The following is a 24,809-nucleotide window of genomic DNA, read 5'->3' on the forward strand; positions in this document are numbered from 1 at the left end:
CCTACTTTCCTTACCAGACTTTGACCCTGTCCTTTGGTGCCAGATACAGTTTCTGGCCAGGCTGCACGGCAAAAGCATCGTACCAGGCATCCAGATTACGCACGGTCAGCACACGGTATTGTCCTGGTGCGTGTTCATTGGTGATGATGGCTGTGCGCAAGGTTTCATCACGCATCTTGCCGCGCCAGCTGCGGGCATAGGCGAGGAAAAATTCCTGTTCATCTTCTTTGGTAATGGCCTGGCCTTTTTGTTTCATCGAGGTACGATAGGCATCATAGGCTGCCATCAGGCCAGCCAGATCGGCAATGTTCTCACCCAAAGTTTGTGCGCCATTCACGGACAGATCAGGGAATGCCTTGTATTGATTGAACTGGGCGATCAGGGCTTTGGAAGACGTCTTGAAATGCGCGAGGTCAGCCTTGCTCCACCAGTTGCGCAATTCGCCTTTTGCATCAAACATGGCACCGGAATTGTCAAAGCTGTGACTGATTTCATGGCCTATGGTGGCACCCAGAGCGCCGTAATTGGTGGCGTCGCTGGCGGCCAGGTCAAAGTTCGGGGATTGCAAATACGCTGCCGGGAAATTGATGGCATTTTGCAGCGGCATGTTAACGGCATTCACCAGTTGCGCATTCATGCACCATTCAGTGACATCCACAGGCTGGCCAAATTTTGCCAGGGCGCGGCTGTATTCAAATTCCTGCGAACGCTCACGGTTGCCATAGGCATCATTTGCATCGACCACCAGGCCAGAATAATCGCGCCACTTGTCCGGGTAACCAACACCAACATAGGTCGATTTGATTTTTGCCAATGCTTCTTGCTTGGTCGCTGGCGTCATCCATTTCAAGGCCTGTACGCGTTCGCCAAAGGCAGCCAGGATATTGCTGACCATGCCATTGATACGGGTTTTGGATTCAGGTGAGAAATTCTCGGCCACATACAATTTACCGACTTCTTCACCGACCGCATTATTGGTTGCTGCCACTGCATATTTCCAGCGCGGCTGAGCAGCTTTGGCACCGCTGAGTGCGCTGTAAAACTTGAAGCGCTGATCAAAGAAGGCCTGCGGCAATACCGTGGAACGCGTATTGATGACATGGAAGCGCAAATAATCCTGCCAGCTTGCCAGTGGCGTTTTCGCTACCAGTGCAGACGATGCCTTCAATGCTGTGGGATGCCAGATGATGAATTTGCTTTGCCCATCCAGACCTGCTGCTTTGAAATAGGCTGCCCAATCCAGACCGGCAGCTTTTTTATTAAAGTCAGTCAGGGTCCAGGTATTGTCCGCCTTCAAGACGTCAGAAGTATCTTCGCGATTCGCATGGCCTTTGGCGATCAGCATTTCTAGATCAAAGACGCGCTTGGCGGCTTGCTCGGCATCCGCCACATTTGCCAGCTTGAATGTCGCGGCGATGTGGGCCAGATAGTTTTTCCTGATCTCTGCCATCCTCGGGCTGGCTGACAGATAGTATTCACGGTCAGGCAAACCCAGCCCACCTTGCAGCAGGTAAGGCATGTACTTCGTATGGTCATGGAAGCCTTGCGACACCCACAGGCCAAACAGGTTTTCAGTAAAAACATTGGTGGCGTTGATAGGATCAACGTCGGCACGCAAATGCTTGCCCAGGTAAGTCGCCAGGGCAGCCTTGTCCTTCAGGTCGGCAATGCTTTGCATCTCGCCCTGCAGGGGTGCCAGGCCACGTTTGTTGATGACATCGGTATTGAGGTAAGAAGTGTAGAAGTCACCGATCTTGCGCACGGCACTTCCGGCTTCTGCCTTGGTCGATTGCTCTATGATTTTCAAGACCTTGGCATCAGACTCTTCTTTCAATACATCAAAAATACCGACGGCGACTTTGTCGTCAGGGATGACGGCAGTTTTTTCCCAGCCACCGTTGGCATAGCGGTTAAAGTCGTCACCGGGGGCAACTGCGGTATCCATGCCGCTTTCTTTTTTTGCCGGAGCTACGTTTTTTGCCGCTGGTACAATGGGAGCATCAGCGGCATGCGCCATGCTGTGCAACAAAGGCATGGTCAGCATGACTTGCAGACATACGCTGGCGATGGGCTTTAATTTAAATATTGTCTGGTTCATTATTTTCTTTCTTATAAATTCTTGTAGAGATTTTGTCTAAGGATAGACAGCATAGGCTTGGAAATCATTTTCCAGGACAAGTTCCAGCATCTTTTTATTGATTCACTTCCTTACTCTCGCAAACGCATCATTTTCCTTCCAGACCGGCATTTTTGCGGCATCAGCAATTTCGCGTCCCAGATTCAGAGTGAACTGTGCCTGCTCAGTCATGCCGGACAGATCCCAGTTCGGGTCATACTCGTCTGTGACCTGATGATAACGCTTGCCATAGCCACGCGCCTTTTCCTGCGAGGCTTGCGGCTCATTGATGTAGTCACGGCCACTGCCTATGGAAAATGCCGGTACACCGGCTTTGGCAAAGCTGAAATGGTCGCTGCGGAAATAACCACCGGCCACATCCACACGCGGCGGCGCAACTGTCATGTTCATGCCTAGCGCAACCTTGTTGGCAGCAACGATGAGGTCACTACGGTCGGCACCAAAGGCGCTGATATCCCTGGTACGACCTACAAAATTAAGCGTGTCGAGATTCAGGGCTGCCGCTGTCTTGTTCAAGGCCCAGAGCGGATGCGCAGCATACCAGGCGCTGCCCAGCAGGCCTTGTTCTTCTGCTGCCACCCACAGGAACATCTGGCTGCGTTTGGCTGGTTGTGCAACGGCTGCTTTTGCCATTGCCAGCAAGGCTGCTGTACCAGAGCCATTATCGACAGCACCGTTATAAATCTGGTCACCTGCACCTTCCTGCTTGCCCAGGTGATCCCAGTGGGCACTGTAGATCACCAGTTCGTTTTTCAATTGCGGGTCAGTGCCGGGTACGATGCCTGCGATATTGAATTGCTCAAGCTGACGTATTTGCGATTTTGCTTCACCCTTGAGCCTGGCCTTGATGGCGACGGGTTTGAAATCCTTGCGCTCAGCTGCCTGACGCAAGGCATTCAAATCCAGGCCTGATGCGGCAAACAGGGTATTTGCTGCGCCATCGGTGATCCAGCCTTGTATGGCCAGGCCTTTGGCATCTTTATTGGCCAACTGGAATTGCTCACCCATGCCACCATTTTTCAAGACATCCCAGCCTATATTTGCTGACGCATCGGTATGTATCAGCAAAACCCCGGCGGCGCCACGGCGCAGGGCCTCTTCAGTCTTGTAAGTACGGCGGCCATAATAAGTCAGGGCTTTGCCGCCAAAGCGGTCTGGCTGCTCTGCGGTAGGCTGCGGATCATTGACCATGACGACCAGTATCTTGCCTTTGCAATCGACACCCTTGAAATCATCCCATTGCTCTTCTGGCGCGTTGATGCCGTAACCGACGAACAGCAATTCATGATCAAACTGGTGCGAGCTCACGGCATCACCCGCACTCCAGATCCAGTCTTCACCAAAAGTCAGGTTAAGCGACCTGGCAAGACGTATATTGACCGAGCTTTCCAATGGCAAGGACTTGATACCATTTATGCTGACTGCCTGCCTGTAGCTCTTGCCGTTGGCGGGCAACAGACCAGCTACAGCGGCCTGGGTTTCGAGATAGGCTACTGTCAGATCACCGCCACGCTGGCCTGTGCCACGGCCTTCAAACAGGTCAGAAGAAATAAGAGCCAGATGGGCGCGCAAGGCGGTTTCATTTACTCTGGTATCTTGTGCCTGGGCTTGGCTGTATGGGGAAACGGTGAGCGCAAAGCCCAACAAGGCAGCAGGCAAATAGTGTGCAGAATGTTTTTTCATATGGTTATTATTCAGGACAGGATAGTGAGTGCAGCAGATGGTTTTGAGCAGGAAAATCAGAATACGTTCAACATCTGCAAGTAAAATTGTATATTTTATTAATATTGTGATACTAGATCGACCATGCTACACAAAAAGACCACCTTGTTTGCCATGTTGACCTGCCTTTTGACGACACAGGTACTTGCTGCCGGCTGCCAATTGCACAAGCTTGCCGTGATCCCGCTCACGCCAGGGGAATACGAGATTTTCCATGCAAAGTCCAAAACCGTGGAATTGCGCTTCCATAGCGAGGCCAATGATCCTGAAGTCGATGCCTTTCCCGAGCCACCTTTAGAGGTCTTGCAACTCGCCACAAATACTCAGTGTGAAATCAACAGTGGTATCTGGGTCAGGAAAAATGTCTATCTGAGCCAGGACGAAAAGGTGCTGGTCACCCATGAATACAGTGGCTCGAATGATTTTCTGATGTTCTACAATACGGCCAGTTGCGCCAAACTGCATGAACTGGATGTGTCTGCATCCCGGTGGAATATCTCCGGTGACACGATACGCGTACAGAACATGGAGCAAGCAAAGAAGACTCAAGCTGCAAAGCAGTACATGCTTGATGCAAGCTGCCAGCCTGTCGCCAAATTCAGCAAATCCGGTAAATCCGGGCAATAGTGTAAATAGGGCGCATAAAAAAACTGCCTGTCATTACAGACAGGCAGTTTTGATCAGACCGTAATCAAACATCCATCAAGCCAGGTGACGCAACTCGCGCAAAGCAACTGATACCGGTGCCAGGTCTGGCCCCTGTGCACTGATGGTGGTCAGTAAAGCAGTCAGCCTGTCTATGGCTGGTGCATGTTGCGCATGCCAGTTACTGACATCTTCCTGGCGTGACAATAGCCCACGGGTGATCTGGCTGGCGATGGAATACACATCATCCCTCGCGCTGCCGCGTGCCTGTGTCTGCCACAAAGTGTCTGTGGGCAGGCGGTTGATCTGATTACGCCAGCCGGTCAGGCCCAGTTCATCATCAATGCCAAAGTAAGCGCGTGCTGCCAGTTCCAGAGTGCTGCTGGTGCTTTGTGCCAGATCGACCAGATCGAGTGCCGGGAAAATATATTCCAGCGCCGTCAGGTTTTGTGCCAGCGTTGCTTCTACCCCGGCTTGCGTCAGCGCCTCGGCTTCTTTTTGCCAGTTGGCATGGGCATTGGCTGGCAGCCAGTCTGCCAGTTGCCAGCGCAGCTCACGCGCTGCTGGCTGGTAGCGTTGTATCAACGTCGGCAGATCAGTGCTTTGCGAACGTATGCGCAGCATCCAGCGCGAGGCTCTTTGGGCAATGGCAATCAGCTTGGACAAGAGGTCGAGTTGCAGTTTTGAATCAACCTTGTAATCCAGCGCATCGATTTGATCCCACAGCGCTTCCAGATCAAATATCTCGCGTGCCAGGGTGAAGGCGCGTATCACGTCAGCCGCGGTCGCGCCAGCTTCAGACGCGATGAAGTTGACGAAGGTAGCACCGGCACGATTGACCACGGTATTGGTGATGAAGGTGGCGATGATTTCGCGTTTCAATGGGTGATTCGAGATCGCTTCAGCAAAACGTTCAGACAAGACTTGCGGGAAGTAAGCTTTCAATGCACGACTGAAGAAAGGATCGTCCGGCAAATTGCTGGCGACCAGTTCATCAAACACTGACATCTTGGCATAGGCCAGCACGACCGCACCTTCTGGTGCAGTCAGGCCTTGCTTCAAGGCCTTGCGATGGAAGATTTCATCATCGCTGGGCAGGTATTCTATGGCACGGTTCAGGCGGCCCTGTTTTTCCAGTGACTGCATCAATCTTTGTTGACCATCAAGTACATACAGCGGGCGGTGCGCAGCAATATCCAGTGCCTGGCTTTGATAATAATTATCGGTCAGGACCAGGTGGCCGACTTCATCCGTCATCGACGCCAGCAAGTCATTACGTTGCTTGAGTGTCAGGTCACCTGCTTCGACGATGCTGCCCAACAAAATCTTGATATTGACTTCATGGTCAGAGCAATCAACACCGGCAGAATTATCTATTGCATCGGTATAGATACGACCACCTTTTTGTGCGAATTCTATACGGCCATTTTGTGTGCAACCCAAATTACCACCTTCGGCCAGCACCTTGCAGCGCAAGTCATTGCCATTGACACGGAAGGCGTCGCCAGCCTTGTCACCGACCTGGGCATGGGTTTCATACTTGGCTTTGACATAAGTGCCTATGCCACCGTTGTACAGCAAATCAACAGGGGCTTGCAGGATGGCGCGCAGCAATTCTACTGGTGCCAGCTCTGCAGTTTCTATGCCCAGCACAGCACGTGCTTCCGGGCTCAGACTGATGGATTTTGCTGTGCGTGGGAACACGCCGCCGCCGGCAGAAATCAGGCTCTTGTCGTAATCATCCCAGCTTGAGCGCGGCAAATTGAACAGGCGCTGGCGTTCGGCAAATGAGCTTGCCACATCAGGTGATGGGTCGATGAAAATATGACGGTGGTCAAATGCCGCCACCAGTTTGATATGCTCGGACAGCAACATACCATTCCCGAACACGTCGCCTGACATGTCACCAATACCGGCGACAGTGAAAGCCGTATCCTGCGTATTCACACCCTGTGAACGGAAATGACGCTTGACTGATTCCCATGCGCCGCGGGCAGTGATACCCATTTTCTTGTGGTCGTAACCGACCGAACCGCCAGAGGCAAAAGCATCACCGAGCCAGAAACCATAGTCAGCCGAGACGCCATTGGCGATATCAGAGAAGGTCGCCGTGCCCTTGTCAGCCGCCACCACCAGATAAGGATCATCGACATCATGGCGTATCACCAGTTTGGGCGGCACTACCGCGCCTTTGACGATATTGTCAGTCACATCCAGCAAGCCGGACAGGAAGATTTTATAGCAAGCCACGCCTTCGGCCTGATAAGCTTCACGGTCTGTCGCTGGCGGTGCATTCTTGAGGACAAAACCACCTTTGGAACCAACAGGCACGATGACCGTATTCTTAACTTGCTGAGCTTTCACCAGGCCCAGGATTTCAGTACGGAAGTCTTCACGCCTGTCAGACCAGCGCAGGCCGCCACGTGCGACCTTGCCGCCGCGCAGATGAACACCTTCAACACGCGGCGAATACACCCAGATTTCAAACAAGGGCTTAGGTTCTGGCACACCCGGTACTTCGCGTGGATTGAGCTTGAAGCTCATATAGGGCTTGAATGCGCCGCTCGCAGTGGTTTGCCACAGATTGGTACGCAGGGTTGCAACGATGGTCGCAATGAACTGGCGCAAGATGCGGTCTTCATCCAGACTCGCTACATTGCTCATCTGCGCTTCAAGCTGTTCGCGTATATGCTTTTGTGCCTGTTCACGGTCACCGACATAATCAGGTTTGAAGCGGGCACCAAACAGCTCGGCAATCAGTTGTGTGATAGGCGCATTCTTGTTCAACGCTGCTTCGATATAGTTCTGGCTATAGGCAAAACCCAGTTGCTTGAAATAACGCGAGCAAGCACGCAAGACGGCGATGGAGCGTGCATCCAGCGTAGTATTGAGTACCAGGCGGTTCAGGTCATCACTTTCAACCTCGCCGCCCCAGGCTTGCGAGAACAGGTTTTCAAAGCGCACTTTGACTGATGACAAATCGGTATTGGCGGGCAATTGCAAGCCAAGGTCATGTATCCACAAAGTCTCGGCGCCGCTGACGATGGCATACGGATGTTCATCGAGTACCCTGGCACCCATATGTTCCAGCACAGGCAGGGAATCAGACAAGGCCACCTTGGCGGTGTTATAAATCTTGAAGCGCAGATTGCCCGGCCCTGCATCAAGCGGACGATAAAGCTTGACCATCATCGGTGCACCTGCGTTCAGGCTGGCCAGCATGTCGGCATCTTCTGCACCCACCAGGGCAGAGAAATCTTCACGGTAAGCTGTAGGGAAGGCATTGGCAAAACGGTTTGCCAGGCTCAGACCATTGCCTTCACCATGCGAGCGCAGCAACTCTGCAGTGCAATCATCTTCCCAGCGTTGTGCAAGTTTGGCGATACGGGCTTCCAGCATCGCCAGGTTGACGTTTTGTGGTGCGACATCCTTGGCCCTGACCAGATAATGAATGCGCGCCAATGGGCTGTCGGTCAGCATGGGCGTGAATTCTATCGACTGGCCATTCAGCGCCATCATCAATTCATTGCCTATCTTGATGCGCAGCTCAGTGTTATAGCGGTCACGTGGCACAAACACCTGGGCCGAAGTAAAACGGCCAAACGGGTCACGACGCAGGAACAGGCGGGTGCGTTGGCGTTCTTGTAGACGCAAGATGCCGATCGCATGATCAGCCAGGGTTGCAGCATCAATCTGGAACAATTCATCACGCGGATAATCATCGAGAATGGCCTGCAGGGACTTGGCGGCATGGCTCTCAGGCACGACGCCGGAGGTATTCATGACATTCACCACGCGCTGGCGTACCAGCGGGATATTGCCTACCGGCTCAGAATAAGCCGTGGATGTGTACAGACCCAGGAAGCGCGATTCACCAATCACATTACCGGCATCATCAAAACGCTTGACGGCGATATAGTCCAGCCAGGCTGGTCTGTGCACAGTGGCGCGCGTCATGGCCTTGGTGACCATGACCATTTCTGTCGAATCCATCAAGGCCACCACTTCTGGCGGCAAACGGGTTTCCGGGGTTTTGACCGGGCCACGTAAAATACCCAGACCAGAATCAGCAATCGCCACCAGGCTGACATTGTCGCCTTCACGCTTCAGGTCATAGTCACGCACACCGAGGAAGGTGAAATGGCGGTCTTCCAGCCAGGCCAGAAAGGCAATCGCTTCATCACGTTTTTCGGGGGACTGGCTGGATTTCTCGCAGGCTGCACGCACTTCACGTACACGGGCCAGCATGGGTTGCCAGTCAACCACGGCACCGCGTACATCAGACAAGACACTTTTCAGATCTTCCACCAGCGCCTGTTGCGCAGCCTGATCAACAATGCGGTCACATTCAACCAAAATCAGGGATTCAACCGGATCAGTGCTGCCGGCAGCCTTTGCCGCTGCCACGGTGCTGACCGCGGTCACACTACCATTCGCATCACGCGCCACACTCATCAAGGGATGCACTATCCAGTGGGCAGTACGGCCACTGCGGTTGATCGCCATCGTCACCGAATCCACCAGGAAAGGCATATTGTCATTCACAATCTGCACGACAGTATGGTCGCTGACAAAACCATCTTCTGCCAGAGTGGGGTTGAACACCCTTATCTTGGGCGTGTGCGCAGCCCGTGGAGCATCCAGCAAACGCCAGTGGGCATTGGCCTGGGCAAACAGCGTAGCTGGACCCCGGCTGATAATTTCATCCGGGTCAGTGTTTTCAAAATAGGTGGTAATAAAAGAACCCTGGCGTTCAGATGCCGGGCCGGTGTGCGCTTGCGCATAAGCAATCAGCTCAGCGAAGTGGGAAGAGGTCATACGTTCTCCTTCTGTTGGAAGATAACGAGAGATAAAAGTGCAAGTCTGTGCACCATATTGTGCAAGTATCCTCCATTATGCGGATGGAAACAAATGTGTTTGTTGCGCGAGCTTAAACTGTGGTGATTCCCATGATGACTTTACTATCGCATTGCATGAATATTGATTCAAGAAGCTAGCTAAATAGGCAAAGATAGGAGCAAGTAATAACATTCTTTCTGTTGTGCATTTTTCTCTGAAGTTCACAGGCTACAATTGCATATCTTTAAAGTGATATTTGTACGCAGGCTGGTTCTTCCCCTGACAATCCAAAACAATTAAAAAATGAAACATAGAAAAATGAAAAAAACCATTCTCGCCACGTTCATGAGTTTTTGCATTACTGACTTGGTTCAGGCTGCTGAAATTGACACGATTCGGGCTCTTAATGGCGAAGCTGCAACTCTATTCTTTCAAAAACAACAATACGCCCTCGCCTTTGACTTGAATAAACAGGCATTACTTTTAGCAGAAAAAGAGCAGAGCTCCTATCCCGAGAGAGTGATAGAAGTGTTGAATCAGCAGGCAAACTTTTACGGGAACCTGAAGCAATTCAAGCAGGCAGAAGTTGTGCTGTTGCGCGTCATAGCCATACAAGAAAAAGTACCGGCACTGGCAGGACGAGAGAGGGCACGCACGCTAAACTGGCTGGGGAACATGTATTTATCAGAGAATGACTATAAACCGGCAGAAACATCGCTATCGCAGGCAATAAAGATTCTTCAGGCTGGGTATGGCGAAGAGGAGGCAGGCTTGATTGGAAATTTTGTATTGCTTGGCGATATATTCCTGGCTCAAGGACGCCTTGAAGAAGCAGAAACTACATTCAAGCGTGCCGCCACGCTGAACGAGAAGCAAAGTAACGATAAGGCGTATTGGCAGCAATCAATCTTGGGGGGGCTGGAAAAGATTTACAGGCTGACCGGGCGAGATGACCTGGCAAAAGAAACCGCCGCCAAGTTTGCAAACATCAAACCAAACATGATTACAGTTTCAAATGTAAGACCTGATAGTAAATTCAAGAATGCCAGCCTCAAACACGACAACTGCAAAAAACCAGAATATCCGCGTGAAGCATTGCGTTATGAACTGCAAGGGCGAGTACAGTTGAGATTCCTGATTACAGAAAACGGAAGCATTGCAGCCAAATACATCTCTCAAAGCAGTGGCTGGAAGATCATGGACGATGCAGCGTTTAATGCCTTGTCACTCTGTAAATTTGACCCTGCAAGTCTTGACGACAAACCTGTTACCAGCTGGTTTGGCTATCATTATGTGTGGAACTTGGGCATGGAAGGCCCGCCTTCCCCAGCTCCAGAATTAATAGAAAGCAGTTGTCGTTCGGATAAATATAGCGTAGTGAGCCCAAGTGCAAAACAATGGCTGGTCAGATTACGTTTCCTGGTTGATACAAAAGGAAAAACCTTTGGTATCAAAATCGAAGACAGCAGCAAAGATACTGGCATTGACAATGAAGTCGTCAAGCTTCTTGAACAATGTCAATTTACTCCAGCTTCCCTTAATGGAAAACAGTATCAAAGTACTGGAGTGATTCGCTTTGTTCGCACTACAGAGAAAAAATAAGTTTTTTTTTGCGGCAATACCTCAATGATTAAACCGTACAGGCTGCATAAACCAGCCCACGATACTGGCGACTAGCATAAAGGCCGCAAGCCACACCAGCTTGCGCCATGTCTGACCACTGCTTTTGAGTATTTCGAAACTATCCACAAAAATGGTTTCACAGGCGCCGTTGCCGGTGTCAGTGCGGACGATGCTGGTGCCGCGCTTGAAAGCGAAACCATGGTTGTGTGAATATTCGGAGAGGCGACCACGGAGATGAATCTGATCGCCGATCTCGACTTTTTGCATGATCTTTGCCAACCCTGGCTGATCGGTCAGCAAATGATTATTCGAAATGGCAGTCTGGTCAAATGCGGCAAATGCTTCTGCTGTCGATGCCCGGAAATTACAGGTGAACTGGCCACTGGAAAAACTGATATCGTTGTAAGAACCATTGCGTGCATTATTACCCCAGATGACACAGATATCCATGACATTCAAATGGTCGTTCCATTCGCGGTGCAGGTAATCCCAGCCTGTGCTGGTGTCATGTCTGCTGACGACCAGACCAACCAGGTCATAGTCATACAAGGGCTGCACCTTGTAATCGACACCACCTCTGCTGACCTCAAATGCGGTTTGTTCTATCTTGGTTTGTACCGGTTCATTCAACAGCACATTGTTCAATTCGGCCGGAGGTGGCAGTACGTCTCGTCGCCATATCGCGTATAGCAAGAGGCAAAGGCCGAATGTCATCAGCCATTTTAAAAAAGTACGCGTTGTCAAGGTGCTTGATCCAACTTAATCCAGCTTAATCCAGCTTCAACACGCTGACATCATGTAATGAGCAAGCCTGAACTTTTGCGCCAAAGAAATCGGCCTGTAATTGAAAAGCGCGCAAGACTCTCTGGCGCCCCAACTCATCATCCGGCAAAGTAAAAATCACCTTGAGTACATTCGCTGCATTTGTGCCTTGTATGGTGGCGACGGGTTGAGCCAGAGTCGTAGTGGCATGCGCTAAAGCTGGCGTTGCTGCTGGCGGCAGCATCAATTGCATTTCAGCCAGAACATCGGCCTCGGTAATGATGACCGTGTCATGCGCACCATGAAATTTTTTACCGCCTGAACTTGGATCGGCGATGCCGCCTGTGATTTCAAATTCGCTTGCAGAAATGCGCTCATAGTGGAATGCCTGCCAGCCGCTGTTTTGCTGTTCTGCAGGCTGGGCCGCCAGAAACTTGCGGTTGGCTACTGCTGCCATGGCCAGTGCTGCCACGCCTCCACCGGCGATCATGCCCACTGGCAATATCTCGGCCAGGTTATCGGGAATATCTTCCACGCTGGTCAGGCTAACTTCACTCATCTCTTGTCTCAATCAAAAAAGGCCACAGGCGCATTGTATTCCTGTTCGGGAAGACTAAGCGCAAATGGCCTTTTTGAAAGAATAAAGTGTGAAGTATCTGTATTATTTATTTGGCCGCTGTCTCTTCTGTTGCCTTGTCGTCTTTCTTCTCGTCTGGCGGTGGATCTTTTGGCATAGGCTTGCGCGGCAGCATGTCATTGCGGTTGGCAGCATGGGCAACAAAACTCGCCAGTATCATCGAAGCCTGGGTCAGGTCGCTCTTTTGTACCTTGTCATACACATCCATACTGGAGTGATGGGTGCGGCTGAAGTAATCCATATCATCCTGGACAAACTGGAAACCCGGTACGCCAACGCGGTCGAAGCTCACATGGTCGGTGCTGCCAGTATTGCGCAGCGTAGTTGTCGTAGCACCGACATCATTGAATGGTGCCAGCCAGGCATCGAATATCGGTTTTAAGGTCGCATTGTTTTCTGCATAGATGCCACGGATCTTGCCGCCGCCATTATCTAGGTTGAAGTAGGCAGAAATCTTGCTGTGCATGGGTTTGATGCTGAGCGGCCCGGTGGGTTTGCGTGCAAAAGTCGGTAGCTCAAGTTCTTTCGGATCGGTCGGTTCAGGGCGGGATGCGATCCATTTATTGACATAGGCACGCGAACCCAGCAAACCTTGTTCTTCACCGCCCCACAGGGCGATGCGTATGGTACGGCGTGGCTTGAAACCAGTCGCCTTCAACAGGCGCACAGCTTCCATCGCCATGGCAACGCCAGCGGCATTGTCGGTGGCGCCAGTGCCGCCATGCCAGGAATCCAGATGGGCGCCGAGCATGACGATTTCGTCTTTTTTATCTGTGCCAGGGATTTCTGCCAGTACATTGATGGCAGCTTCCGTGTCTTCGTCGCTGAACGTGGCTTTGACGTCAATTTCCAGTTCCACATCTTTTTTCTTGTCGACCAGGCGATACAGACGGTTATAGGTTTCGCTGGCAACGACCAGGGTTGGCGGGCCGGTCACTTCATCTTTTTTGTACGAGCCGCCTTCCTGTACGAAGATGGTGCCATCTTCGCCACGGGTCACATTCAGGGCAGCCAGGGCTTTTTCTTCTGCCAGGAAGGTACGCAGTTTTTTGGCGAATGCAAAACGCTTCAGGTAAGTCTGTATATCGCCACGGCGGGAGGCTGATGGCTCGAAATCGATTTTACTGAGCTCACTCAGTTCTTCATGTGTATACCTGTGCGCATCTGCCTTCACATGCGGTTTGATCGGCAAAGGTTCATCGAGCAAGACGATGGCACCGGCCAACTTGCCCTTCCATTTTGGTAAATCCTCATCTGCTACCATTTTTGCGATGATCAGCTTGCCACGCTGCAGTCCGTTAGTGCCTGGCGTCCATGCCTTGGGGATGGCATACAGATCGACTTGCGAAGGCGCAACCATGCGCAGGGTGGTTTTTTCCAGCGTCCAGCCGCGGCCAAAGGGGGCAAAGCTTTCGCTGTGGATATTTTGCAGGCCCCATTCTCCGAATTTGCTGCGGGTCCAGTCACCTGCCTTGCGCAGGGCGGGCGAACCGGTCAGGCGTGGGCCGATTTCATCTGTGAGTGTGCCCAGTATTTCTTGCGCCTTGGAGCGGTTCATGGCCTCGTCACGCAATTTGGTAATCAGGTCGAGGTCGATTTTTTCTTCGCTGGCGGCAAGCGCAAGCTGGCCGCTAAAGCTGGTGGCGATGAGGGCTGTGCCACATAAAACCTGCAAAATACGCATTCATGTCTCCTGTCGGGGTACGCTTGTAAGAGTCTTTGGCCGGATAGGCTAGAACTGGTGTGCATCGTTTTTTATTGCCTGTCTGGCTTGTTATTCTTACACCAGTGCAAGCTGCCAAGCTTGGAGTGGGTAAGTGAGAATTTGTTCCATGACTTCAGTGCTTTTAAGAAATATTCCTTATTTTTAACAGAAATACCTCGAAAATTTGCTCAAATCCAAATTGACATAGTGATAAATTTGTCTTATTTTACCAAGTAGTTAAATAAAGCAGTCACCACCATGCAGCAAGATGCCCTCAGCAAGACCTTCTCAGCGCTAGCCGACCCTACCCGCCGCGCCATACTGGCCCGTTTATCCACAGGGGAAAGCTCGGTCAGTGAACTGGCACAGCCTTTTGACATGAGCCTGCCTGCCATCACCAAGCATTTAAAGGTGCTCGAGCGCGCAGGCCTGGTCACGCGCAGCCGCAGTGCCCAGTGGCGGCCATGCCAGTTACAGGCCAGGCCGCTCAAAGAAGCTTACGGCTGGGTCGAGCAATACCGCCAGTTCTGGGAGCAAAGCCTGGACAGGCTGGAAATCTATCTGCAAGAGTTGCAAACAGCAGCTAAGCCAGCACCTACACCTACACCTACACCGACACCGAAGGGAGGACAGCATGAATGAAAATAAACCGGATTTTTTGATCACCCGTATCCTGAAGGCACCTCGTGAACTGGTGTTTACCGCCTTTAGCGAGGGTGACCATCTGGCGAAATGGTGGGGGCCGACAGGCTTTACAGTCGTCCAGTCCAGCATGGATTTACGCGTAGGCGGCAGCTACCACTTTGGCATGCGTGGCCCCGATGGCAGCATGATGTGGGCTAAATTTGTTTATAAGGAAATAATCAGCCCTGAAAAACTGGTGTATCACCACAGCTTTTCAGATGAGGCCGGCAATCTGGCACACCACCCCATGAGCCCGGCCTGGCCACTGGAGATTTTATCGACCATCAGTTTTGATGAGCATGCCGGGGGCACGCAACTCACGATACGCTGGGCCTTGCTTGATAATGCCACTGAAGAAGAAAGAAACGTCTTCCACGACAGCTTTGCCAGCATGGACCAGGGTTTTGGCGCTCTGCTGGATCAATTGCAGGCCTACCTCGCCAGTCTCTGATATTTCAAACTGCTTCAGAATGGCTGATACAGACTGCGGCTGTCTCTGGCAAAGGCTAGTGACAGCCGTTTTTCATGGAAATTTGGTAAGTAAAAGTGAATAACTAGCATGTCAGGTAAAATCACGAGTAGAATTCAGCGTCATTTTTTAAATCGTCGTATGCCGACAGGCATGATATCTGCTGCAAAGTCAGCTCAATATTGAAGGAATGTGTATGTCAATTAAGTCCCGTGTCGTCCTGGCTAGCGTGCTTGCCATGTTCGTACTCAGTGCATGTAATGAAAAGACCGACAGCGCCGATGTTGCTGCCACTGTCGATGGCACGCCTATCAGCAAGAAACAAGTGGATCAGTTCATGCAGCAGCAAGCTGCCCAAGGCATGCCTGATACACCAGAAACACGCAAGATGATCATCGAAAATCTGGCCAAACAGCTCCTGGTTGCCAAGGAAGCCACTAACAAAGGCCTGGATAAGACACCTGAAGTGGTCAATCAGCTGGAAATGGCACGTCAGTCCATTCTGGCCAGCGCCTATGTCAAGGATTACATCAAGACAGCAACAGTCTCGGACGAAGCCCTGAAAGCAGAATACGAAGACTTCAAAACAAAAAATGGTGGCAATGAATACAAAGCCCGTCATATCCTGGTGAAAACTGAGGAAGAAGCCAAGGACATCATCGCCAAGATCGGTAAAGACATCAAATCCTTTGACGGTCTGGCAAAAGCCAAGTCTGAAGATCCTGGCTCCAAAGCCAATGGCGGTGACCTGGGCTGGTTTGACACACGAAACATGGTGCCTGAATTTGGCGCAGCAGTGAGCAAACTGGAAAAAGGTAAATTCACTGAAGAACCAGTCAAGTCCAAATTTGGATATCACGTGATCGTACTGGATGATTCCCGTCCTATCTCCCTCCCTTCACTGGATGATGTCAAGGCTGGCCTGACTCAACAATTGCAACAGAAGAATTTGATGAAAATGCTGGATGACATCAAGGCCAAAGCCAAGATAGAAATCAAGGAAGCACCAGCACCAGCTGCAGCTTCTGCACCAGCAGCATCAGGCGCACCTTTGACTGTCACACCAACAGTCGTACCGGCAGCCTCTGCAGCAGCATCTGCTTCTGCTTCTGCTTCTACTTCTGCTCCTGCTCCTGCTGACGCAGCGAAAAAATAAGCCTCAGTAATTTTTGGGCAAAAGGCCGTCAAGCTAGTCTTGGCGGCCTTTTTCTTTGCCTGCAGGTTTTTCCAGATATCCCCACTCATTGAACTATTGCCAAGCCAAATAAATCCTGAGACACTATTCTTGCTAATATTTCAAGCAATATCCCCATAAAAATCCCTCATACTGACCCAGGAGGCCTGCATGCCAGCCCAGACCATACCTTTCAACGGCAGCGAACTGGCTCTGGATGCGCGTCCTGATCGCCTTGATATCCGCGACCGCATCTACACGCCCCGCGTGTTGAACCTGCCAGTATCCTACCCAGACAGCGGCTTCATCAAGAACCAGCTCGCGAGCTACATCAAGGCAGGCATGATTTTGAACCAGGGCTCGGACGGTGCCTGTACCGGTTTTGGTCTGGCAGCCGTCATCAATTACCTGTTCTGGCTGCGCGACACCAGCAACAAGGAAAGCAGCCCGCGCATGATCTACCACCTCGCGCAACTGTATGACGAATGGCCGGGTGAGGATTATCTGGGCTCCAGCTGTCGTGGTGCACTCAAGGGCTGGCACAAACATGGTGTCTGCAGCCGTGCACTGTGGCCCTATACGGTCAATAAAAATGATCAAGTACCAGCCTTCGAAGCGCCAAAGCCTGGCTGGGAAAAAGACGCACTGAGCCGTGCGCTTGGCGTGTATTACCGAATAGATAAAACATCGATTACCGACATGCAGGCTGCCATCCTGGAGATTGGTGCCATCTATGTCTCATGCAAACTGCACCAGGGTTGGGCCGAGGTAGCGACATCAAAAGCAAGCAGCTTCAGCAAGCTGGAGCAACTGCCTGTGGTCAATTTTAGCGAGGTCAAAGCCGGTGGCCATGCCTTTGCCTTGCTCGGTTATACCGACCAGGGTTTTGTCGTGCAAAACTCCTGGGGTGCAGACTGGGGTCTGCAAGGCTTCGCCATCATCACCTATGACGACTGGCTGGTAAATGGTACAGATGCCTGGACCGTATCCCTGGGCGTGCCCGTGCGCTATGTTGATGCGGTGAACCGTACCCGCGCTGAAAAACAGCTCGCACCTCAGGCGAATATCCCGCCTGTTGCTGCCTTCAAGGCCAGTGGCTCAGCCCTGCTGCCCGACGGTGCTCATCCTGCAGGCAAGCCTGGCCACGCAGTGCTCAGCATGGATCAGGCTTACAGCCTGACCGTGGTCATGGGCAATGATGGTGGCCTGATACAAAGATTGCTCGAAGTTGCCGATGCCGCAGCAACGGTAGAAAAAGTCCTGGTGCAGGCACCACAAGCCTGGCTCAAACAACACGGCAAAAACAAAGTCTTGAAACTTGCCCTGTATGCCCATGGTGGCCTTAGTAGTGAAGCTGAGTCACTCAAGCGCATTGCCGCTATGGCACCCAGTTTCCTGGCAAACGGTATTTACCCTGTCTTCATCACCTGGAAAACCGGACTCACAGAAACCATGGGTGACGTGCTCAAGGATAAATTGCGGGATTACCTGACTGGCTCGGTAGTCTCCAGCGACTGGCTGGAGCAGCTCAAGAATACAGCCGTTGATGTCATGGACCGCACGATAGAAAACCTCGCAGCCAGCATAGGTGGCAAATCGCAGTGGATGCAGATGAAGCAAAATGCAGCACTGGCTACAGAAGATGATGATCCACCACGCGGCCTGCTGGCAATCGCCGAACGCCTGAAACAATTAAGCAGGGAGCTGGGCAAGGGCAAGCTGGAAATCCATCTGATAGGCCACTCAGCCGGTTCCATAGCTCTGGGTCATTTACTGGGCTTGCTGGCCGCACGCAAACTGGCAGTCAGCACATGCAGTCTGTACGCACCGGCTTGTAGCCTGGAATTTGCAGAAAGCACTTATCGCCCGGCCATGGAAAGCGGCATACTGGCACGCGAGAATTTTCACCTGCATCTGATGTCAGACAGGCGCGAGCGCACTGACAATGTCTATCTGGTTTATCGTAAGTCCCTGCTCTACCTCGTGGCCCGCGCTTTTGAAACCCGCCATAAAACCCCCTTGCTGGGCATGGCTGCCAGCCTCGATGCTGCCTACTTCAACGGTGACAAACTGGCAGAAGGGCAATGGAATGAATCCACTCTAGCCACCTTGAAGAGCTGGAATAAATTTTACTGGGGCAAAAAATTGCCCAGTGATTTTGCTGAAGATGGCAAGGGGCTGACGGCCGAGCAAAGGAGCAATTTGCACATCATCGATGCTAGTCACGTCAATTGCGGCAAGCGCCTGATCCCGCTTGCGCATGGCAGCTTTGATAATGACATAAATGTGGTTTCGCAAACCCTGACGCATATCCTGGGTCTGGATACAACAGATGCCTTGCCTGCACCCGTTGTGGATTTGGATTATTAAACTTGCACAAGCCGCGGCGATTGTGTGTCGCGGCTTGTCATGTTTTTTACTTGACCAAGACCTTGTATTCCCAAGGCTTGAGTTCAATTTTCTTGCCTGATTTAAGCGTTTCCTTCTTGCCGCTAAACAGATTGCTGAGTCCAGCCGCAACTGACTGGTTCAGGCTGAAGCTTTGTGCTTGCCCGCTCAGATTAAAAATACCCACGACCTGATTACCTGCCTTGCTGCGTGAAAACGCATAGATGGATGCATCATTCGATGTGGCTATACGCACCTGCTCTGCACCGTCGGTACCATTCCACAAAGCCTGATTGGATTTTTTTAAATGGAATAGCTTGGTATAAATTGCCTTGTATGGATGGTCTTGCCACTTGATGGGGTCACGCTCAAAAAATTCCAGGCGTTTGGTATTACCAGCCTCTTGACCTGCATACAATAAGGGCATGCCTTTCAGCAGGTTCGACAAGACCAGAAAATTTTCTGCGCCATCACCAAGGCGTTCAAACTCGGTACCTTCCCATGAATTGAGATCATGGTTGGAGGTATGCAGCATGCGGTAGGCATTAGGGTGGAATTTCTTTTCTGGTCCTGCCATATAGGCAGCCAGATCATTGGCGTTTTTCTTGCCCTTGGCGATCTCGCCAAACAAGTCCTTAAGCTGCCAGGCATAAGTCATGTCAAAGGCTTTTTCATGCAAGTCTGCGGCCTCGGCTTCTGCCAGCATGAAAACTGGTTTTACTTTATCTAATGCTGCCCGCGCTTCGTTCCAGAAATCAGTAGGCACCATCTCGGCAACATCGCAGCGATAACCATCAATACCATATTCAGTCAGCCAGAATTTCAACGCATCTATCATCTCTGCGCGCAATTGCTTGTTCGCATAATTAAGCTTGATGACATCCTGCCAGTCAGCCACAGGCGGGACAAATTCGCCTTTGTCATTTTTCAGATAATACTCAGGATGAGAGGTAACCCAGGGATGGTCCCAGGCAGTGTGATTGGCAACCCAGTCTATGATGACCTTCATGCCTTGCGCATGGGCGGCATCGACAAGATTTTTGAAATCAGTCGGCGTACCAAATTCGGGATTGATACCCTTGTAATCACGCACGGCGTAATAACTGCCCAGAGTGCCCTTGCGGTTTTTTTCACCTATGGGATTAATAGGCATGATCCAGATAATGCCTACCCCCATCTTTTTCAGTTCAGGCAAGTATTCCTGAAAACGTTTGAAACTGCCCTCTGGTGAATGCTGGCGGATATTTGCTTCATAAATCGCGGCATTCTTGCTCCAGGCAGGATGTCTTACCGTACTGGTGGTTTGTGCAAGCACCGGAAGGGATATCAATCCCAGCAGAGCCAGGGCAGCTAGTTTTTTCATGATTTCGTCTCATTATTTAATTTATGTAGTTAAGATACATCAATAAAAAATGCGCATCAAGAAAATAAAGATGAAAATTCCTAATCAGTCTTTTCTAAAATCAATGATTACTATCTGTAAGTTTCTTGAAAACGATATCATGTCAATCAAAAGCAGGATAACAGAGCAAACATTTAAATGTAGTTAAAATACATACCATGATTTATTTTATTACCTACACTTTGCCTGCACCAGTGGCGGGTCTGGCGCCATAACGCAAACCATCGACCAGCAAAGCCAGCATGCGTCGCGCATGTTCTGGCCCGCCTTCCTGCGTCGTTGTTGATAAATTGGCGACTGCCCGCAGCAAATCATAAGGTGCTATATCTGCGCGCATGTCACCTGCCGCTGCTGCCGCATCAAGCAAACTGCTGAGCGCTGGCTCAAGGCGCTGCTGGAAGTAGGCAGGCAAAACGGCGAATGCCGGGTCACCCGAATGCAGCGCTGCCGCCAGCCCGCGTTTGGCGGCGATGAAATCGACATAACGCAGCATCCATTGCGCGACAGCCTCACCAGGCGCATATTCAGCTGCCAGCACGGGTGCAGCGTCGGCACAGGCATCCACTTCATGACGGAACACCGCAATAACCAGGTCTGAGCGCTGTGGGAAGCGGCGATAAAGGGTGCCGACACCCACGCCTGCGCGCTGGGCAATCTCGCGCACCGGCGCATCTACACCAGAAGTGTCAAACACTTCCAGGGCCGCCTCCAGCAAGGCATCCGTACTGCGTTGTGCATCTGCACGCACGCGCCTGGGTTTTTGCTCTTCATTCCAGCCGTTTTCATTACTTGCTCCAGGAGCGAGCTTATTCATTTCCACTTTTCACTTCCATTTTTATTTCCAATTTTATTCTTTTCTTGAAATTCGGAACATCGTTCCGTATAATAAAACGGAACATTGATCCGATTAATCCGGAACAATGTTCTATTTTACCCCTCAGCACGCTGATTTCGTCGACGGTCATCAGAACTCATTTAACTGATTCATTTAACTGGTTCATTTAATTCTTTCAACTACAGGAATAAACCATATGCAATACCGTACGCTAGGAAAAACCGGCATCAAGGTCAGTCCTTACTGCCTGGGCGCAATGATGTTTGGCGCCGTCGGCAATACTGATCATGAAGACTCGATCCGCATCATCCACAAGGCGCTCGACACTGGTATTAACTTTATCGACACGGCAGATTTCTATAGCCATGGAGAGTCGGAAGAGATCGTTGGCAAGGCGCTCAAGGGCCGCCGTGATCATGTCGTGCTGGCAACCAAGGCCAATCTGCCTATGGGCACGGATCCCAACCAGCAAGGCAATTCACGACGCTGGCTGGTGCGTGCAGTGGAGGATTCCCTGCGCCGCCTGCAGACCGATTACATAGACCTGTTCCAGATACACAGGCCAGCACCAGACACCGACATAGAAGAAACCCTGTCGGCACTGAGCGACCTGATGCGCGCAGGAAAAATACGGGCCATAGGATCATCCACCTTCCCGGTCTCTGACATCGTGGAAGCGCAATGGGTGGCAGAAAAGCGTGGCTTGGCACGCTTCCGTTGCGAGCAGCCATCTTATTCCATACTCAACCGCAGCATAGAAAGAGAAGTGCTGCCGACCTGCGAAAAGTATGGCATGGGCGTGATGGTATGGAGCCCCTTGTCCATGGGTTTGCTGACTGGCCGGTATCGCAAGGGCCAGCAAACCGATAGCGCACGCGTGCGTTTCAATCCCGGCTATATGACGGATGCAGGCAAACTGGACGCTGTTGAACAACTGATCATCGTCGCGCAGGAAGCAGGATTATCACTGACGCATATGGCGATGGCATTTGCGATTGCCCACCCCGGTGTAACCTCGGCCAACCTGGGGCCGCGCACGATGGCACAACTGGATGACCTGCTGGCAGGTGCGGGTGTTGCGCTCAGTCATGAAGTACTGGATAAAATAGACCAGATCGTCGCACCGGGAACTGATGTTGGCCCCTTACACGCAGCCTACAACCCGCCAGCAATTACCCAGGTCAGGTTGCGCCGCAGACCAGATGCAGAACGCGCAGCTGCCTGAGCAAACATAAAACTGTCAGCGCAAACAAAAACCCCCGCAAGGGCGGGGGTTTTTGAACTATCACTTCAGCTTTGATGAACTGGCACCATCATGGCGCCGTCAGGCCGATCAGGCTTTAGGGCCTTTGCGATGCGGCTTGGCTGCTGCTGGCTTGCCTGCGCCATAACCCTTGGCTTTTTCTGTCACACGGCGATCACCACCGGCTTTCTTGGGGCCGAAAGGTGATGGCTGGCTTGCTGGCAGAGGCTTGCGCACATGGTCTTCACCAACCGGGCTGATCTGGATTTGCTTGCCTGCGACCCAGACGCCTTTCAACTGCTTCAGCAATTCCTTGGGCATGCCATCTGGCAGGTCCAGCGTACTGTAGTCGTCAAAAATATCGATACGGCCTATATGTTTGGCTTCGAGACCGGCTTCATTGGCAATCGCACCAACGATATTGCTAGGCGTTACTGCATCTGCCTTGCCGACTTCGATACGGTAAGTCAGCATGGGGATGCCGACCTTGCCTTTGCCGTCAGCCTTGTCTTTTTTAGGTTTGGCCGGGCGCTCTTCATCCAAAGGCGCACGGGCAGCACGATCTACGACCTGATTCAGCTTGCTGCCAGGTGCGGCTTCAGCAACACTAGGGGTGCGTGGAGCACGTTCGCGAGGCGCTTCTTCACGCGCTGCACGTGGTGCCGGGCGGGATGCTGGCGCACTGCTGCTCTGGCCTTTTTCTGCACTGATACGCAGGGCCTGACCAGCCACACGCACTGAACTCAGATGTTCCATCATGTCGCCAGGCAGATTGTCTGGCAAATCAAGGATGGTGTAGTCATCATAGATATCGATACGGCCGATGAACTTGGATTCTATATTGGCTTCATTGGCAATCGCGCCAACGATATTGCCTGGCTTGACGCCATGATCATGACCGACCGCGATGCGGAAAGTCTGCATGCCTGGTTCTGGCGTACGCGGGCTGTGTTCGCGGCGTGCGCCACGGTCTTCACGCGGTGCGCGTTCGAATCTATCGCCCCGGTCACCCCTGTCACCACGATCGCGGTCACTACGGTCGCCTCTGTCACCGCGTTCAGCGCGGGCAGGACGTTCATCGCGCCAGCTATCGTCGTTCTTGGTTTCTTTACGGTTTTTATCGAGCAGCAAAGGTTCATCGCCACGCGCCATTTTGGCCAGCGCCGCAGCAATTTCCACTGCCGGGATATTTTGCTCACGCTCAAAATCTTCGATCAGGGACGTGAATTCTTCCAGGCCGCCTTGTGCCAGTGTGGCAGAAATCTGGTCCTTGAAGCGGGCGATACGGACATTGTTGACGGTCTGTATGGTCGGCAATTCCAGTGGTGACACTGGCTGGCGGGTTGCCCGTTCTATCGCTTTCAACAAATTCTTTTCACGTGGTGTGATGAACAGGATGGCTTCACCACTGCGGCCGGCACGGCCAGTACGGCCTATGCGATGGGTGTAGCTTTCCGGATCATAAGGTACGTCATAGTTGATGACGTGGCTGATACGCTCTACGTCCAGACCACGGGCAGCAACGTCCGTGGCGACCAGGATATCTATCTTGCCGTCTTTCAGTTGCTGGATAGTGCGTTCACGCTGTTGTTGGTTGATATCGCCATTGATGGCGGCAACCGAGAAGCCTCTTGCATCCAGCCTGGCTGCCAGTTCTTCTGTACCGAGTTTGGTACGGGCGAAAATGATCATGCCGTCAAAAGTTTCGGCTTCCAGTATGCGTGTCAGGGCATCAAGTTTGTGCATGCCGCTGACCAGCCAGTAACGCTGGCGGATATTGTCGGCAGTGCCGGTCTTGGCAGCAACCGTGACTTCTGCTGGTTTGTTCAGATAAGTCTGGGCTATGCGCTTGATGGCTGAAGGCATGGTGGCCGAGAACAAGGCAGTCTGGCGGCCTTCTGGTGTTTCTTGCAGGATGCGTTCTACATCATCAATAAAGCCCATGCGCAGCATTTCATCAGCTTCATCCAGCACCAGGGTTTTCAGCGCGGATAAATCCAGCGTGCCCTTGTCCAGATGGTCAATCACGCGGCCAGGAGTACCAACTACGACATGCACACCACGGCGCAGGGCCGAGAGTTGCGGGCCATAGCTTTGGCCACCGTAGATAGGCAGGACATGAAAACCAGGGATATGGCGTGCATAAGTCTGGAAGGCTTCTGCCACCTGTATTGCCAGCTCACGCGTTGGTGCCAGCACCAGCGCCTGTGGAGTAGTCTGACGCACGTCCAGGCGTGACAGGATGGGCAGGGCAAAGGCAGCAGTTTTACCAGTACCGGTTTGTGCCTGACCCAGAACATCGCGGTTGGATAGCAAAATCGGGATGGTGGCCGCCTGTATCGGCGACGGTGTTTCATAGCCTACATCCTGCAAGGCGCGCAGAATAGGCGCACTCAGTTGCAGGTCTTCAAAAGTAATCGGAGGTGTGTTTTCTGACATGGCGATGCTCGCTCGTTCGCTCGTATCGCAGGATGCGACAAGATGGTTATCCCTATAGTTTACTCTCCTGTGGCTAAGTCAGGGGAAATACCTGCCAATGATGCT

16 protein-coding genes are annotated in these 24,809 nt (G+C 51.9%); 7 read left to right on the forward strand and 9 right to left on the reverse strand.

Annotated features, from left to right (window positions below; translation table 11 throughout):
* Positions 1–10 precede the first annotated feature (10 nt).
* Together ACO0LI_RS03020 and ACO0LI_RS03025 are read right to left on the reverse strand one after the other, a co-directional pair.
* Complete coding sequence (locus ACO0LI_RS03020) at positions 11–2,098, reverse strand: M13 family metallopeptidase (protein ID WP_423030734.1); 2,088 nt, start codon at positions 2,096–2,098, stop codon at positions 11–13.
* Positions 2,099–2,200: 102 nt separating this feature from the next.
* Entirely contained in the window at positions 2,201–3,820 is a 1,620-nt protein-coding gene (locus ACO0LI_RS03025) for a M28 family peptidase (protein ID WP_423030736.1), read from the reverse strand.
* A gap of 123 nt (positions 3,821–3,943) precedes the next feature.
* Between ACO0LI_RS03025 and ACO0LI_RS03030 the strand changes: the two genes are divergently transcribed.
* Positions 3,944–4,486, forward strand: a complete 543-nt coding sequence (locus ACO0LI_RS03030; protein ID WP_423030738.1) for a hypothetical protein — start codon at positions 3,944–3,946, stop codon at positions 4,484–4,486.
* A 75-nt stretch (positions 4,487–4,561) separates the two neighbouring features.
* Here ACO0LI_RS03030 and ACO0LI_RS03035 read toward each other — a convergent pair whose 3' ends face one another.
* A complete protein-coding gene (locus tag ACO0LI_RS03035; protein WP_423030740.1) occupies positions 4,562–9,322 on the reverse strand; it encodes an NAD-glutamate dehydrogenase in 4,761 nt (1,586 codons plus the stop codon).
* Between the two features lie 324 nt (positions 9,323–9,646).
* Here ACO0LI_RS03035 and ACO0LI_RS03040 point away from each other — a divergent pair, with 324 nt between their 5' ends.
* A complete protein-coding gene (locus tag ACO0LI_RS03040) occupies positions 9,647–10,945 on the forward strand; it encodes a TonB family protein (RefSeq protein ID WP_423030742.1) in 1,299 nt (432 codons plus the stop codon).
* A 21-nt stretch (positions 10,946–10,966) separates the two neighbouring features.
* Here the strand turns inward: ACO0LI_RS03040 and ACO0LI_RS03045 are convergent, their stop codons facing one another.
* The 3 genes from ACO0LI_RS03045 to ACO0LI_RS03055 form a co-directional block, all read right to left on the reverse strand.
* On the reverse strand, positions 10,967–11,680 hold the full coding sequence (locus ACO0LI_RS03045; protein WP_423030744.1) for a hypothetical protein: 714 nt from the start codon (positions 11,678–11,680) through the stop codon (positions 10,967–10,969).
* 55 nt (positions 11,681–11,735) lie between these two features.
* Positions 11,736–12,287, reverse strand: a complete 552-nt coding sequence (locus ACO0LI_RS03050) for a hypothetical protein (protein WP_423030746.1) — start codon at positions 12,285–12,287, stop codon at positions 11,736–11,738.
* Positions 12,288–12,393: 106 nt separating this feature from the next.
* Positions 12,394–14,049, reverse strand: coding sequence for a M20/M25/M40 family metallo-hydrolase (locus ACO0LI_RS03055; protein WP_423030747.1), 1,656 nt, complete (start codon positions 14,047–14,049; stop codon positions 12,394–12,396).
* 279 nt (positions 14,050–14,328) lie between these two features.
* Here ACO0LI_RS03055 and ACO0LI_RS03060 point away from each other — a divergent pair, with 279 nt between their 5' ends.
* The 4 genes from ACO0LI_RS03060 to ACO0LI_RS03075 all read left to right on the forward strand — a co-directional run bounded on the left by ACO0LI_RS03060 (position 14,329) and on the right by ACO0LI_RS03075 (position 18,767).
* Positions 14,329–14,712, forward strand: a complete 384-nt coding sequence (locus tag ACO0LI_RS03060) for an ArsR/SmtB family transcription factor (protein ID WP_423030749.1) — start codon at positions 14,329–14,331, stop codon at positions 14,710–14,712.
* Positions 14,705–15,205 (forward strand): SRPBCC family protein, encoded by a 501-nt coding sequence (locus ACO0LI_RS03065; protein ID WP_423030751.1) that lies wholly within the window; start codon positions 14,705–14,707, stop codon positions 15,203–15,205. The genes ACO0LI_RS03060 and ACO0LI_RS03065 overlap by 8 nt, the downstream gene beginning before the upstream one ends.
* Positions 15,206–15,419: 214 nt before the next feature.
* The gene (locus ACO0LI_RS03070) at positions 15,420–16,379 is read left to right on the forward strand and encodes a foldase protein PrsA (protein ID WP_423030753.1); all 960 of its coding nucleotides are present in this window, start codon (positions 15,420–15,422) and stop codon (positions 16,377–16,379) included.
* Between the two features lie 189 nt (positions 16,380–16,568).
* Positions 16,569–18,767 (forward strand): C1 family peptidase, encoded by a 2,199-nt coding sequence (locus ACO0LI_RS03075; protein WP_423030755.1) that lies wholly within the window; start codon positions 16,569–16,571, stop codon positions 18,765–18,767.
* A gap of 46 nt (positions 18,768–18,813) precedes the next feature.
* Here the strand turns inward: ACO0LI_RS03075 and ACO0LI_RS03080 are convergent, their stop codons facing one another.
* Both ACO0LI_RS03080 and ACO0LI_RS03085 read right to left on the reverse strand, forming a co-directional pair.
* On the reverse strand, positions 18,814–20,148 hold the full coding sequence (locus ACO0LI_RS03080; RefSeq protein ID WP_423030757.1) for an alpha-amylase family glycosyl hydrolase: 1,335 nt from the start codon (positions 20,146–20,148) through the stop codon (positions 18,814–18,816).
* A gap of 214 nt (positions 20,149–20,362) precedes the next feature.
* The gene (locus tag ACO0LI_RS03085; RefSeq protein ID WP_423030759.1) at positions 20,363–21,001 is read right to left on the reverse strand and encodes a TetR/AcrR family transcriptional regulator; all 639 of its coding nucleotides are present in this window, start codon (positions 20,999–21,001) and stop codon (positions 20,363–20,365) included.
* Positions 21,002–21,218: 217 nt separating this feature from the next.
* Here ACO0LI_RS03085 and ACO0LI_RS03090 point away from each other — a divergent pair, with 217 nt between their 5' ends.
* On the forward strand, positions 21,219–22,247 hold the full coding sequence (locus tag ACO0LI_RS03090) for an aldo/keto reductase (RefSeq protein ID WP_422952474.1): 1,029 nt from the start codon (positions 21,219–21,221) through the stop codon (positions 22,245–22,247).
* A 108-nt stretch (positions 22,248–22,355) separates the two neighbouring features.
* Here ACO0LI_RS03090 and ACO0LI_RS03095 read toward each other — a convergent pair whose 3' ends face one another.
* Positions 22,356–24,704, reverse strand: a complete 2,349-nt coding sequence (locus ACO0LI_RS03095) for a DEAD/DEAH box helicase (protein ID WP_422952475.1) — start codon at positions 24,702–24,704, stop codon at positions 22,356–22,358.
* Between the last annotated feature and the right edge of the window lie 105 nt (positions 24,705–24,809).

It is taken from the genome of Undibacterium sp. Tian12W, assembly GCF_049339405.1.
Classification (GTDB): domain Bacteria; phylum Pseudomonadota; class Gammaproteobacteria; order Burkholderiales; family Burkholderiaceae_D; genus Undibacterium.

Excerpts from the sequence above, each read along its gene's own strand:
- ACO0LI_RS03020 (WP_423030734.1), bottom strand. The coding sequence starts at position 2,098 with ATGAACCAGACAATATTTAAATTAAAGCCCATCGCCAGCGTATGTCTG.
- ACO0LI_RS03025 (WP_423030736.1), bottom strand. The coding sequence starts at position 3,820 with ATGAAAAAACATTCTGCACACTATTTGCCTGCTGCCTTGTTGGGCTTT.
- ACO0LI_RS03030 (WP_423030738.1), top strand. The coding sequence starts at position 3,944 with ATGCTACACAAAAAGACCACCTTGTTTGCCATGTTGACCTGCCTTTTG.
- ACO0LI_RS03035 (WP_423030740.1), bottom strand. The coding sequence starts at position 9,322 with ATGACCTCTTCCCACTTCGCTGAGCTGATTGCTTATGCGCAAGCGCAC.
- ACO0LI_RS03040 (WP_423030742.1), top strand. The coding sequence starts at position 9,647 with ATGAAACATAGAAAAATGAAAAAAACCATTCTCGCCACGTTCATGAGT.
- ACO0LI_RS03045 (WP_423030744.1), bottom strand. The coding sequence starts at position 11,680 with ATGACATTCGGCCTTTGCCTCTTGCTATACGCGATATGGCGACGAGAC.
- ACO0LI_RS03050 (WP_423030746.1), bottom strand. The coding sequence starts at position 12,287 with ATGAGTGAAGTTAGCCTGACCAGCGTGGAAGATATTCCCGATAACCTG.
- ACO0LI_RS03055 (WP_423030747.1), bottom strand. The coding sequence starts at position 14,049 with ATGCGTATTTTGCAGGTTTTATGTGGCACAGCCCTCATCGCCACCAGC.
- ACO0LI_RS03060 (WP_423030749.1), top strand. The coding sequence starts at position 14,329 with ATGCAGCAAGATGCCCTCAGCAAGACCTTCTCAGCGCTAGCCGACCCT.
- ACO0LI_RS03065 (WP_423030751.1), top strand. The coding sequence starts at position 14,705 with ATGAATGAAAATAAACCGGATTTTTTGATCACCCGTATCCTGAAGGCA.
- ACO0LI_RS03070 (WP_423030753.1), top strand. The coding sequence starts at position 15,420 with ATGTCAATTAAGTCCCGTGTCGTCCTGGCTAGCGTGCTTGCCATGTTC.
- ACO0LI_RS03075 (WP_423030755.1), top strand. The coding sequence starts at position 16,569 with ATGCCAGCCCAGACCATACCTTTCAACGGCAGCGAACTGGCTCTGGAT.
- ACO0LI_RS03080 (WP_423030757.1), bottom strand. The coding sequence starts at position 20,148 with ATGAAAAAACTAGCTGCCCTGGCTCTGCTGGGATTGATATCCCTTCCG.
- ACO0LI_RS03085 (WP_423030759.1), bottom strand. The coding sequence starts at position 21,001 with ATGAATAAGCTCGCTCCTGGAGCAAGTAATGAAAACGGCTGGAATGAA.
- ACO0LI_RS03090 (WP_422952474.1), top strand. The coding sequence starts at position 21,219 with ATGCAATACCGTACGCTAGGAAAAACCGGCATCAAGGTCAGTCCTTAC.
- ACO0LI_RS03095 (WP_422952475.1), bottom strand. The coding sequence starts at position 24,704 with ATGTCAGAAAACACACCTCCGATTACTTTTGAAGACCTGCAACTGAGT.